General features: G+C 60.5%; 6 protein-coding genes and 1 pseudogene. 4 read left to right on the top strand and 3 right to left on the bottom strand.

What is annotated here, in order from left to right:
* The first annotated feature begins 28 nt into the window (after positions 1-28).
* Complete coding sequence (locus AC1DX6_RS17205; protein ID WP_477315379.1) at positions 29-2,329, top strand: mechanosensitive ion channel family protein; 2,301 nt, start codon at positions 29-31, stop codon at positions 2,327-2,329.
* Positions 2,330-2,838: 509 nt separating this feature from the next.
* On the opposite strand, the gene metH is transcribed toward AC1DX6_RS17205, so the two are convergent.
* The gene (metH, locus tag AC1DX6_RS17200; RefSeq protein ID WP_477315377.1) at positions 2,839-6,648 is read right to left on the bottom strand and encodes a methionine synthase; all 3,810 of its coding nucleotides are present in this window, start codon (positions 6,646-6,648) and stop codon (positions 2,839-2,841) included.
* Between the two features lie 156 nt (positions 6,649-6,804).
* Here metH and AC1DX6_RS17195 point away from each other — a divergent pair, with 156 nt between their 5' ends.
* On the top strand, positions 6,805-7,185 hold the full coding sequence (locus AC1DX6_RS17195) for an SH3-like domain-containing protein (protein WP_477315375.1): 381 nt from the start codon (positions 6,805-6,807) through the stop codon (positions 7,183-7,185).
* A 482-nt stretch (positions 7,186-7,667) separates the two neighbouring features.
* Here AC1DX6_RS17195 and AC1DX6_RS17190 read toward each other — a convergent pair.
* Positions 7,668-8,374 (bottom strand): annotated as a pseudogene (locus AC1DX6_RS17190) (amidase family protein).
* Positions 8,375-8,815: 441 nt separating this feature from the next.
* On the opposite strand from AC1DX6_RS17190, the gene ku reads away from it, so the two are divergent.
* Positions 8,816-9,688, top strand: a complete 873-nt coding sequence (gene ku / locus AC1DX6_RS17185; RefSeq protein WP_477315374.1) for a non-homologous end joining protein Ku — start codon at positions 8,816-8,818, stop codon at positions 9,686-9,688.
* Positions 9,689-9,699: 11 nt separating this feature from the next.
* On the top strand, positions 9,700-12,204 hold the full coding sequence (ligD, locus tag AC1DX6_RS17180; protein WP_477315373.1) for a DNA ligase D: 2,505 nt from the start codon (positions 9,700-9,702) through the stop codon (positions 12,202-12,204).
* 22 nt (positions 12,205-12,226) lie between these two features.
* On the opposite strand, the gene AC1DX6_RS17175 is transcribed toward ligD, so the two are convergent.
* On the bottom strand, positions 12,227-13,321 hold the full coding sequence (locus AC1DX6_RS17175; RefSeq protein WP_477315372.1) for a DNA topoisomerase IB: 1,095 nt from the start codon (positions 13,319-13,321) through the stop codon (positions 12,227-12,229).
* Between the last annotated feature and the right edge of the window lie 395 nt (positions 13,322-13,716).

The raw sequence follows: 13,716 nt of genomic DNA, 5'->3' as shown, positions 1-13,716 counted from the left end.
GCCGATTTGGCCGGAAGGTTGCAGCACGATGCCACTTGTGATTCGACGATTGGGAGCCAGGAACGTGGTGTGCTCGGCGCGACGCCTGAGAGATCTGACGGCGGTGTTTGTTCTGATCGCCGCACCGCTTGTCTTTGGAATCACCCTCCTGTTGACTGGCCCGGCACAGGCGCAGGCACCAGCGACCGCCCCGCCCGAGAAGGTCAAACAGCTCTTCGAGCTTCTTGACGATCCGTCGGTGAAGGCCTGGGTTGTCGACCAACGGAATAAGGACGCCGGATCAACGCAAGCGCCTGCCGAGGCAGGCGGCTCGCCGGCAGACGCATCGTCCGACGCCGTGGCCGCACCGGGCCAGATGAACACGATGGCATCCTCGACGCTCGATCGGATCAGGCATCATATCGAAAGGATCGTGCGGACTTTGCCCCTGCTGCCAGGCCAGTTCGCGCGCGTTCGGGCAGAGACCATGCAGGATATGTCCAGCAAGGGGCCTGTCAGCGTATTGATCCTGATTGGGATGTTCATCGCTGCCGGCCTGGCGCTCACTTGGGCGACGTACAAAGTCACCCGTCCATTTCGTCTTTGGGTTATCGCGCAACCGAAGGATACACCCATCGGGCGAGCCAAGAAGATTGGCGGTCGCGCGCTTTATTCCAGCATGCTGATCGTCTCGTTTGCACTGGGCAGCGCCGGCGCGTTCATGCTGTTCGACTGGCCAATGCTTATCCGCGAGATTGTGCTGACATTTCTGATGGCGGCAGTCGTTACATGGGGTGTGCGCCTGTACGTCATGGCCACGCTCGTCCCTTCCTTCATGAACGTCGAGAACGCCGTCGAGGTTCGTGCTTTGCCGATCACCAACGAAGTGGCTGACCATTGGTCCTATTGGCTACCCCGGATCGTCGGCGTCTTCGTCTTCTTCGGCGCCGCGTTCATCCTCTTGCCGGGTCTCGGCATCGATCAGGACGGAATGATGGTCCTGTCACTGGGCGCCGATTTCGTGCTGCTGGTGCTCTTGCTGCTTGCCATCTGGCGTCGGCCAAGAACGCAGCGAGACGGTGGGCGCCACAGCGGTCACGCGGAAGCGACATGGTTGTTTACTGCTTATTTCGTCGCCCTGTTCCTGCAGCGCATCGCCGGCCTTTATACCTACTTCTGGTTTACCTTCGCCGCATTCTTCCTGCCTTTGGCAATCGTGCTGACACAGCGCGGGGTTAATTTCGTCCTGCGGCCGGGTTCGGAAGAGGCCGGCCGGCCTACGATCCCGGCGGTGACGATCGCCGTCATTGATCGCGCAATCCGGATGATTTTCATCCTGGCGGCGGCTTACTTTCTCGCGCGCGTCTGGGGTTTGAACATGCAATCCATGCGCGACAGCGATACGACGACGACGTTCATATTGCGTGGCTTGATCAATGTCGTGGTCATTGCCCTCGCCGCCGATTTCGGCTGGTCGATCATCAAGGCTTTGATCGAGCGAAAGCTGGGCATCGAAACACCGCACCCTGTGATCAGCGAGGAGGAAGTCCCGATCCTCGATCCGCAGCAGGCGCGGCTGCATACGCTGTTGCCGATCCTCCAGAACATTCTGCTCGCATCGATCATCGTGATGGCGGTGCTGATGATGCTCGCCTCGCTGGGTATCCAGATCGGCCCGCTGATCGCCGGCGCCGGCGTCGTCGGCGTAGCGGTGGGCTTTGGGGCACAGACCATCGTCAAGGACATCATTTCGGGCGTGTTTTTTCTGCTCGATGATGCGTTTCGTGTCGGCGAATATATTTCCTCGGGCAATTACAAGGGTACTGTGGAAAGCTTTTCGCTGCGCTCGGTGAAGCTGCGCCACCATCGTGGTCCGCTGTTCACCATACCTTTCGGTGAACTCGGGGCGGTCCAGAACCAGAGCCGTGACTGGGTTATCGACAAGTTCAACATCACCGTCGGCTATGACACCGATATCGACTTCGCGCGCAAGCTGATCAAGCGAATCGGCCTCGAACTGGCGGAAGATCCCGAGTTCAAAAACTGGGTGCTCGACCCGATCAAGATGCAGGGCGTACAGGAGTTCGGCGAGTACGGCATCGTATTGAGGGTCAAGGCCATGACCAGACCTGGAGGCGCCTTCGGCATGAAACGTAAATTCTATGTGCGCCTGCGCCAGGTCTTCAAGGAGCAAGGCATCGAACTGCCATTTCCGACTGTCCACGTCCAGGGGCTACAGAACCCACATGAGGCAGAGAATGCGCCGTTGGAGATCACACCCGAGTTGCAAATGGCGGTCGCGCAGTCGCACACCAATCGGCGCAGAAAAAAAGCTGGCACAACAGAGTAAGAAGGCTGTGACACCTGCCGGTCACAGCGTGGTAATTTCGGTTGATGATGCAAGAACGACAGTGAACGAGATGAACCGCAAATCGTTGTTTTTTTGCGAAAAACTACGCCGGTGCACTTTGGGGTACGCTAACCCTACTCCCACTCGATTGTTTTTGACCCAGCTAGGCCATTGATCAAGCTGGTTTTTTTCTTGCTGCGGTATCGAAAAGCCGACGCATGATCCGTCAAAAAGTTACGCTTTTGATTTCAAAGGGAAAATCGCCGCAAAAAATATTTTGAGGTTTCACCAACTATTGGGGACAATCGGGCGTTTCTTGCACTTTGCGGCGTTCGACCGTGCGCCCAAGTCGTCTCGAAAAGTACCGTCACCGCTCCAACTAGCGAATTGTTTCGGCGCAAAATCAACGGTCATGGCAAACTCAGAGGGACAACTTTCTCTGAGCAGTAGCAATATGATAGCAGCTGGTTCGTCGGCCACCTGAAGCAAAAGGCGACAGCTTCGCGAAACTACTCCGCCGCCTCTGCATAAGGCACCGGCACGTAGTTGAGGATCGGGCCGAGCCAGCGCTCGACCTCGGCCAAGGGCATGGCCTTGCGGCGCGCATAATCCTCGACCTGGTCGCGTTCGACCTTGGCGACGCCGAAATAATAACTTTCGGGATGCGACAGATAGATCCCGGACACCGACGAGCCGGGCCACATCGCATAGCTTTCGGTCAGGCTGACCCCCGCGTTGCCTTCGCCGTCGAGCAGCCGGAACAGCGTCGCCTTCTCGGTATGGTCGGGCTGTGCGGGATAGCCGGGCGCCGGGCGGATGCCGCGATAGGGTTCGCCGATCAGTTCGTCTGGCGCCAGATTCTCGTCTGCCGCGTAGCCCCAGAACTCCTGGCGCACCTTCTCATGCATGCGCTCGGCGAAGGCCTCGGCGAAACGGTCGGCCAGCGCCTTGACCATGATCGACGAATAATCGTCGTTTGCCCGCTCGAAACGCTCGGCGATCGCCACTTCCTCGATACCGGCGGTGACGATGAAGCCGCCGACATAATCGGGTTTGCCGCTTTCCGACGGGGCGACGAAATCCGACAGCGCGACATTGGCCTTGCCGTCGCGCTTGGTCAGCTGCTGGCGCAAGGTGAAGAAGGTCGCCAATTCCTGTGATCGCGCCTCGTCTGTGAACAGCCTAATATCGTCACCGACGGCGTTGGCCGGCCAGAAGCCGATGACGCCGCGTGGCGCGAACCATTTCTCGGCGATGATCTTCTCCAGTATCGCCTGTGCATCCTCGAACAGTTGGCGCGCCGCTGGTCCCTGCGCCTCGTCTTCGAGGATTTTTGGATAACGCCCCTTCAGCTCCCAGGTCTGGAAGAACGGCGTCCAGTCGATGTAGCGCGCGAGTTCGGCAAGGTCCCAGTTCTCAAAAACCTTCACGCCTATGAAGGAAGGTCTCGGCGGCTCATAGCTCGACCAATCGATCCGGTGCGCGTTGGCCCTCGCCTTGGCCAGCGGCAGCCGTTGCTTGTCGGCTTCGGAGCGGGCATGCACATCGGCGACCTTCTTGTATTCGGCGCGAACCGCGTCGACATAGCCGCCCTTGGTCTCGTTCGAAAGCAAGGACGAGACCACGCCGACCGCCCGGCTGGCGTCGGTGACGTAGACCGTCTGGCCGCTGGTATAGCGCGGATGGATCTTCACCGCCGTGTGCACGCGGCTGGTCGTCGCGCCGCCGATCAACAGCGGGATGTCGAGGCCCTCGCGCTCCATCTCGGAAGCCACGTGCACCATCTCGTCGAGCGACGGCGTGATGAGACCGGACAGGCCGATGATATCGACTTGTCTCTCGCGTGCCGTCTGCAGGATCTTGGCCGCCGGCACCATGACGCCGAGATCGATAATCTCGTAATTGTTGCAGGCGAGCACGACGCCGACGATGTTCTTGCCGATGTCGTGGACATCTCCCTTCACCGTCGCCATCAGGATTTTTCCCGCCGTCTGGCGCTCGCCATTGTCGATGCCGTTGGCGGCGTTCGCCAGCTTCTCGGCCGCCATGTGCGGCAGCAACCCGGCCACCGCCTGCTTCATCACGCGTGCGGACTTCACCACTTGCGGCAGGAACATTTTTCCCGCGCCGAACAGGTCGCCGACGACGTTCATGCCGGCCATCAGCGGGCCTTCAATGACATGCAGCGGGCGCTCGGAGGCAAGCCGCGCTTCCTCGGTATCGGCGTCGATGAATTCGGTGATGCCGTTGACCAGCGCATGGCTGATCCGCTGTTGGACAGTCCATTCGCGCCAGGCCAAGTCGCGCTCCTTGGCCTCCTGGCCGGCCGTGCCCTTGAAGCGTTCGGCGATCTCCAGCATGCGTTCGGTGGCGGTCCCGCCGGCCTTGGGTACGCGGTTGAGCACGACATCCTCGCAGGCCTCGCGCAGTTCGGGCTCGATCGTGTCGTAGACCGCAAGCTGGCCGGCATTGACGATGCCCATGTCCATGCCGCGCTGGATGGCATGGTAGAGGAACACGGCATGCATGGCCTCGCGCACCGGCTCGTTGCCGCGAAACGAGAAGGACAGGTTCGACACGCCGCCGGAAATGTGGACATGCGGCAGCGTCCCGGTGATCTCGCCGGTCGCCTCGATGAAGTCGACGCCGTAATTATCGTGCTCCTCGATGCCGGTAGCGATGGCGAACACGTTCGGATCAAAAACAATGTCCTCCGGCGGAAAGCCAGCTTGCTCGGTCAAGAGCTTGTAGGCGCGGGTGCAGATTTCGACTTTGCGCTTTTTGGTGTCGGCCTGGCCGTCCTCGTCAAAGGCCATGACGACCACCGCCGCGCCATAGGCCCGGACCAGTCTGGCATGGTGCAGGAATGTCTCCTCGCCTTCCTTCATGGAGATGGAGTTGACCAGGGACTTGCCCTGCACGCATTTCAGGCCGGCCTCGATGATCTCCCATTTCGAACTGTCGACCATCACAGGGACACGGGCGATATCCGGTTCGGCAGCGATCAGGTTGAGATAACAGACCATCGCCTTCGTCGAATCGATCAGCCCCTCGTCCATGTTGATGTCGATGATCTGGGCGCCGTTGGCGACCTGGTCGCGTGCCACGTCGAGCGCGGCGACATAGTCGCCCGCCGTGATCAGCTTGCGGAACTTGGCCGACCCCGTGACATTGGTCCGCTCGCCGACATTGACGAAGGGAATCTCGTCGGTCAGCGTGAACGGCTCCAGCCCGGACAAGCGCATCTTCGGCTCGATGTCGGGGATGGCGCGCGGCGGATATTTCCGCACCGCGTCGGCGATCGCCCGGATGTGATCCGGCGTCGAGCCACAGCAGCCGCCGACGACATTGACCAGCCCTTCGCGGGCGAAATCCTCGATCTGCGCGGCCATGAATTCCGGGCTCTCGTCATACCGGCCGAATTCATTGGGCAGGCCGGCGTTCGGATAGGCGCAGGTGAAAGTGTTGGCGACGTCCGAAATCTCGGCCAGATGCGCGCGCATGGCCCTGGCACCGAGCGCGCAGTTGAGGCCGATGGTGAACGGGCTGGCGTGACGCACAGAATGCCAGAAGGCGGTCGGCGTCTGGCCGGACAGCGTGCGGCCGGACAGGTCGGTGATCGTGCCGGAGATCATCACCGGCAGGTGCACGCCTTTCTCGATGAAAATCTCGTTGCAGGCGAAGATCGCCGCCTTGGCATTCAGCGTGTCGAAGATGGTCTCGATCAGGATGATGTCGGCGCCGCCGTCGATCAACCCGCGCAACTGTTCGCCATAGGCGAGGCGCAGATCATCGAATGTCACGGCGCGATAGCCTGGGTTGTTGACGTCAGGCGACATCGACGCCGTGCGATTGGTCGGCCCTAGCGCACCGGCAACGAAACGGCGCTTGCCGTCTTCCTGCTCGGCTCGCTTCGCAGCCCGACGCACCAGCCGCGCGCCATCGCGGTTCAACGCGTAGACCGCATCCTCCATGCCGTAGTCGGCCTGGGCGATCGAGGTCGAGGAGAAGGTGTTGGTTTCAAGGATATCCGCGCCGGCGATGGCGTACTGATAGTGTATCTCCTCGATCGCCCCTGGCTGCGTCAGGATCAGCAGATCGTTGTTCCCCTGCTGGTGGCAGGCACAGCCGGCGAAGGCCTCACCCCGAAACTTGCCCTCGTCGAAGCCGAGACCCTGGATCTGCGTGCCCATGGCGCCGTCAAGGATGAGGATGCGTTCTTGCGCCGCTGCGGTCAGCGCAGCAAGTACTTCGGAACCGTCGGGCTTTGCCGCGGCGGGGCCGAACAGGTCATCCAGCGATGAGGAACTTTGCGACATTTTTCATCCTCAAGACGACAGCCGCACTCAAGTCACATAAAGACATCTTTATGTCAACATACGCCCTCTAACTCTGTTTGTCACGCTTGTTCCCCAGGCATTGGGTTCGCCGGCCTGAGGCTGGTCAGCGAAGCGGAACTGTCCTCCGGCAAGAAAGTGTTTGACGTCGACCTGACCAGACACGCGCCGGCCACTCCAGAAGGACTGGTCGAAGCGATGAAGAGCGGCGCGAAGCTGGACTTCCCGCCCGAGACCAGCCGGCCACAGTTTGTGGTGGGCGAAACAATTCGCGTGTCGGTCAACCACGCTTCAGGTCATACGCGGGTGCCGCGCTATGTGCGCGGCAAGGTCGGCAGAATCGCTGCCGACTTGGGCCTATTCCAATTCGCCTATACCGTCGCGGCCGGATCGGGGCCGCATCCGCAGCACTGTTACACGGTCGAGTTCACCGCAGGCACACTGTGGGGCAACGACGCAGAGACGGCCGGCGACCGCTTTTATCTGGACCTGGCGGCGACTTACATTAAGCACCTTTGAGGAAGATGCGGCTCTGCGCCGTCTGGCTGAGGCGGGCATACCCCAAAACAGTGACGAAGGGCCTCTTTTCCCCTGTGCCTGACACGCGCGGGTCTTTGGTCTGATCATTGCCTTGGTCGAAAACAAGCAAGTTGCGTGGGGGACGTTTCAGGCGCGTCTTGTCTCGCACCTGAGGGAACACCTGTCGGAACCCGTCCCGCAGTCGAACCAAGCGATCAATCAGCACTACACTTTGACAGTTGGCTTGAGGCCGCCCAAGAGACGTTGGTGTCAGAGGGATTTCTTGCCTATGATGAGATCGGCGACCAGGAGAAGCGCATCCGCGAAGCAGTCGCCAAAGTGAAGAGTGACCCGATCCAGAACCCAGGCCGCTTGAACAATTCCTAGCGGACAAGTCCCTCATCATAGAAAGACTGCGATGACCTCTGGCAGCCCACTCGATACCATACGGCCTCCCAATTTTCTCGCTGGCCGCGTCCTGTTCACTGCCTGCGTTGTCGTGTCGTCTCGCCGGGCAACATGCGCTCGAGTGCTCTGGCGAACGTCAGAATTCTGTTCTCGTCCTTGTGGCGTCCGACAATCTGAAGGCTCGGAGACGGCGACTCGGCATCGACATTGATCGGCATCGCAAGCGCAGGATGTCCGGTGTGATCGAACAGGCATGTCTGTCTGACCAATGCCATGGTGAAGTCGCAAGGCTTGCCCGAAACTATCAGCTCCTCCGCATCGCGTTGGGGACGTGACACCGAGAGCGTCGGCGTCAGTATGACATCGACATCCTCCAACAGGCGATTGACCTGGCCGGTAAATCGAACCCTCTTCTCAGATGCATTGACATAATCACCCACTGGCGCCTGAAGAGCTGCAGCAAACCAGCTTTGAGCGATCGACGGATAGCTGCCAATGTGCTCTTTGAATTGGCGTAGTGATGGGCGGCTCCCTCGACAAAGAAGATGCGGCCATGCATCTCGGAAACCTCGTCGAGATCGGGAAGTTGAACCTCCTGGCATTCGATGCCTTGTGCTTTGAGAAGCTCCAGCACCTGACCAAAGGCACGCAGGATTTCTGCGTCCGCTTCCTGCAGCCAAATGGGATCAAATCCGATCTTTTTCACGCGAGCGCCGCTGCCGCCCTCGTCATTACAAAGCGCTGCCCATAGCAGTGCCACATCTTCGACTGTTCTGGCCATGGGGCCGACGTGATCCAGAGACGGAATGAGAGGGAAAATACCTTCTATCGCGCAAAGCGGATGACATCCACCCCCGATACAAGCGAAATCGGTGACAGTGACGTCGAAATCATGTGGCGTCCGTTCGATAACTGCCAGCGCCTCGGCGCCCCCTCCGGCACAGGTTACAGCGAAGCCACGCTGTCGCAATGAATCAGCGGTCAGTTGTCGCAACACGCTGCTGTCGTCGATCAGAAGTATGGACGGGCGCTCCTTGCCCGCGTCGACCAAAAATTGCTCAACGTCAGCCTCAGCCACATCGTCGGATGGCTGCTCGATCGAACGTGGCAACCACAGTTCCATGGCAGTCCCGCGACCAACGGCGCTGTCTATGCGCAACAAACGGAACCGGGAATGACTTTGCCCGTTCTCGGTTCAACCGCACCACGCAGGGAGTTTGTCATGGCGTCTCGTCCAGCCTGGAAAGGCTATCTGAAGCTGTCGCTGGTCACCTGCGCCATCGAACTGACCAATGTCGTCACCCACACGGAAAAGGTCTCGTTCCGGGTGCTGAACCGCAAGACCGGCAACACGGTCAAACGCATCTATGTCGACGCCCAAACCGGCAAGCCGCTGGGCGATGGCGACGAGATCAAGGGCTATGAGGTCAGCGACGGCGACTTCGTCCACATCGAGGAGGACGAGATCGAGGCGGTGCAGATCGAATCCTCGCACACGATGAGCCTCGACGGCTTCGTCGACAAATCCTCGATCCAGCAGATCTATCTCGATACGCCCTATTATGTGGCGCCGGCCGACAAGGTGTCGGAGGAGGCCTTTGCCGTCATCCGCGATGCCATGGCGAGCAAGAAGATGGCCGGGCTCGCCCGCATCGTTCTTTACAGCCGCGAGCGCCCTGTTGTGATCGAGCCGCTGGGCAAGGGCATGGTGCTGACCACGCTGCGCTACGACAACACCGTGCGCCAGCCTGATACGGTCTTCGGCGACATCAAGGCCGTGAAGACCGATCAGGAGATGACCGATCTCGCCGAGCTCATCATCGACAAGAAGAAAGCCACGTTCGATCCGTCGAAATTCGACGACAAATACGAGGACGCCCTGCTCGAACTGATCCGCGCCAAGAAAGCCGGCAAGAAGGCGCCGGCGGCGCCGGCCGCGCCAAAACCCTCCAACGTCGTCAATCTGTTCGACGCGCTGAAGCAGAGCCTGTCTTCGGATGGCGGTTCATCAAAGGCTTCCTCGTCGGCAAAAGCCAAGTCGCCGGCGAAAGGTGCGAAGCCGAAAACCGCCGCCGCCAAGCGTAAATCGGCCTGAGGATTGGGGAGATGGCCGGCCTCGAGCAGTACCATTCCAAGCGTGATTTCAAGAAGACCGCCGAGCCGGCCGGCAAGGTCTCGCGCAGCGGCAAGGGCAAGGCCGGCGGCATTTTCGTCATCCACAAGCATGACGCGACAAGGCTGCACTACGATCTTCGCCTCGAGCATGATGGCGTGCTGCGGAGTTGGGCGGTGACGCGCGGCCCGAGCCTCGATCCGCACGAGAAGCGGCTGGCCGTCCATGTCGAGGACCATCCGATCGACTATGCACCGTTCGAAGGCACCATCCCCAAGGGTGAGTATGGCGGCGGCACGGTCATCGTCTGGGACGAAGGCACCTGGACGCCCGAGATCGAGCCGGCCAAGGCGATGCAGAAAGGGCATATCAGCTTCGAGCTGCACGGCAACAAGCTGCACGGCCTCTGGCATCTGGTGAGATTGAAACCCCGCGCGGGCGAAAAGCGCGACAACTGGCTGTTGATCAAGTCCGACGATGCCGCCGCCCGCCCCGGCGAAGACATCCTCGAGGAAGCCCCGCAATCGGTGAAGTCGGGCCTGACGATCGAGGAGGTCGGTGAAGGCAAGACCGCCAAGGGCAAGACGCCAAAAGTCTGGCATTCCAACAAGCCGGCCGCCGCCGGCAAGGCGAAGGCTGTGGCGGCAAAGCGGCTCGACTTCATCGAGCCGCAGCTGGCTACGCTGGAGAAGGATGCGCCTCCGGGCAAGGACTGGCTGCACGAAGTCAAATTCGACGGCTACCGCATGCAAGCGCAGCTTGCCGGAACAGACGTGCGGCTGCTGACGCGCACCGGCCTCGACTGGACGCAGAAATTCGGCGGCGAGATCGTTGCGGAACTCGCACGGTTGAAATGCACGGATGCCATCATCGATGGCGAGATCGTCGTGCTGGCCGACAATGGCGTCTCGTCCTTTTCGCTGCTGCAACAGGACCTGTCGGCGAACCGGACCAATCGCTTCATCTACTATGTCTTCGACCTGATGCGTCTCGACGGGCAAGATCTGCGCAGCGAGCCGCTGGTCGAGCGCAAACAGGCGCTGCAGGACCTGCTCGGCAAACCGTCGGACGATTCGGCAGTCCGCTTCAGCGACCACTTTGCCGAACCCGGCAAGGTCATGCTGCAGCACGCCTGTCGCATGGGACTGGAAGGCATCGTCTCCAAGCGCGCCGATGCGCCTTATCGCAGCGGCCGTGGTCCGGCCTGGGTGAAGTCGAAATGCACGGCGCGCCAGGAATTCGTCATCGGCGGCTATCTGCCGTCGGAAAAGACCGGGCGTGGCCTGCGCTCGCTGCTGGTCGGCTATTTCGAGACCGGCAAGCTGCACTATGCCGGCCGCGTCGGCACCGGCTTTTCGGCCAGGATGGCTACCGATCTGAAGAAAAAACTCGACGCTTTGAAAGCAGACGCTTCACCCTTCGCCGCCGCTGTGCCGAAGGGCAAGGGACTGGTCTGGGTCAAGCCCGAATTGGTCGGCGAAGTGGAGTTTCGCAGCTGGACCTCCGACCGTATAATACGCCACGCATCGTTCCAGGGATTGCGCGAAGACAAGCCGGCGGAGGAAGTCGTCCAGGAAAAACCGAAGGCTCCGACGGTCGCGAGCAAGGCAAAGCCGGCTTCGACGAAATCCGCCGGGACGGCTCAAACCGTCGTCAAGCTCTCCCATCCGGACAAGCTTTTGTGGCCCGAGGAAAAGATCTCGAAGCAGGACCTGCTCGAGCACTACGCGCTGGTCTGGCCGCGCATGCAGCAATTCGTTGTCAACCGGCCGCTCAGCCTGGTGCGGGCGCCGGACGGCATTGGCGGCCCGCGCTTCTTCCAGAAACACGCATCGGCCGGCATGCATGAAAAGATCGCCCGGATGAAGGATCCGACGGATGGCGAGGAGATCTTGTTCATCCGCGACTTCGACGGGCTTGCCGCTCTGGTCCAGAACGGCGTGGTCGAGGTCCACATCTGGGGCTGCACCATCGACGAGCTGGAAAAGCCGGACCAGATCGTTTTCGATCTCGACCCGGACGAAGGCGTCGACGCCAAGGCGGTGCGTGAAGCCGCACTCGACATCCGCGCGAGGCTTGATGAATTGTCCTTGCCCAACCTCGTCAAGACATCCGGCGGCAAGGGCTACCATGTCGTCGTGCCCCTGAAACCGTCGGCGGATTGGGAAGAGGCAAAAACCTTCTCCCATGATTTCGCCCGCGCCCTGGAACAGGCGGCCCCGGATCGCTACACGGCGACGCTGTCGAAGAAGGCGCGCACCGGCAAGATTTTCGTCGACTATCTGCGCAATGGCCGCGGTTCGACGACGGTCGCGCCCTATTCGTCGCGCGCCAAGAAGGGCGCCACGGTGTCGATGCCGGTGACCTGGGCGGAGATCGAAGCCGGGCTGGCGCCGAACGCTTTTCCGATCGGCGATGCCACGACGATGAAGCAGCTGGCCAAAGCCGATCCCTGGGCGGATTTCTTCAAAGTGGGTAAGGCGCTCAGGAGGGGCTAGCGAACGACTCGTGCGCCTTGCATCAGCTCTGCTGAGCCTTCAACCATCTCAAGACGAGGGCTTCCTCGTCATCGAGGCCTTGTATTGATCGCTTGCGCTTATTCGCATCCGTCAATTCGCCGAGCAGACGCCCTTCGGACCAGGCGCTGAAGACTTGTGGGTGGATGTAGCACTTACGGCAGACGGCGCGTGTGTTGCCCAACCGCTCGGCGACTTTGTCGATGACAGAGTTCATCACCTTCTTCGATTGCGCCTGGCTTTCAGGGCGTGCCGTCTGCGCAAACAAAGTCGCCGCGTGGATGGTGCCGCCCCAAGTTCGAAAATGCTTGGAACTGAAGTCAGCACCAATTGCGTCCCTGATATAGAGATTGACGTCGTCGGAGCGAACCGGGCGTCTGTTTCCATTTTCATCGAGGTATTGGAACAACTTCTGGCCAGGCAGATCCTGCGCCCCGCGCACGATCCTTGCGATACGGCGATCGACGAGCTTCAGCTTCCATTCCTTGCCAGACTTGCCCCTGAAAGCAAAGCGCAGGCTCGCCCCATCGATGTCGACATGGCGATCGCGCAGTGTGGTCAGCCCGAAACTCTTGTTGTCACGTGCATAGGCGGAATTGCCGACGCGGATCATTGTGTTGTCGAGCAGCCAGACCACTGCGGCCACCACGCGTTTCGGAGGCAGGCCGTGCCGGCGCAGATCGGCGTCGACCTGCTGTCGCAGATCGGGCAGGCTTTCGGCAAACGCAACGACGTTGGAATATTTTGCCCCATCCCGCTCCTCTCCCCATTGCGAATGATACCTGTATTGTTTGCGCCCACGCTGGTCCCGGCCCGTCGCCTGTACATGACCGTCGACATCGGGCGAAATCCACACATCCGTCCACGCCGGTGGTATGGCAAGCGCCTTGATGCGCGCAAGGGCAGCCTTGGCCAAGGCCCTCCCGTTGGGGTCTTTGTAGGAAAATCCCCTGCCTGCCTTTACACGGCGGATGCCAGGCTCGCTGTCGGTTATGTAGACAAGCGAGGTTTGCTCTGCAAAAGCCTGGGCGCCACTCTTCGGAGGCGCAGATTGCCTTGCAGTAGATCGGCCGAGCGGCGACCCAAGATTTTTCAGCATGCACCCCTCCACGGAATTCTTCCCATAGATAAGCGCTGGAATCGGCGCTGGTTCCGCCGTGACCCCATCAGAATGATGTCAAGCCCGGCGCGGTTCCCGGATGGCTCCGGTTTTCAGTCAAGGCGATCATTTCGTTATTGCCGAGCGCTAACGGGCTCCGCCAGGACGCGCGAGGCGCTTTGCCGGTGTAGGACAGCGGCCAGCCGAAAGCTGGCGGAGACGCTTTGTGAGCATGGTCACATCTTACTTACCGGATCTGCCAGTATGTCTTGTTTAGTTGAACGCCTCCGCGCACCGCAGCCAGCGGTTTGTGAAATGATATCTGCCCGATGAGCGGTGCAAACAGAAATGTTCAACCAGGGGCTATGCTGCGGCGCCTTTGTCGCCGCGTTCCA

The organism is Mesorhizobium sp. P2_C4, assembly GCF_056404575.1.
The sequence above is the reverse complement of the archived record's forward strand: the minus strand, read 5'-3'. Positions and strand labels throughout refer to the sequence as shown.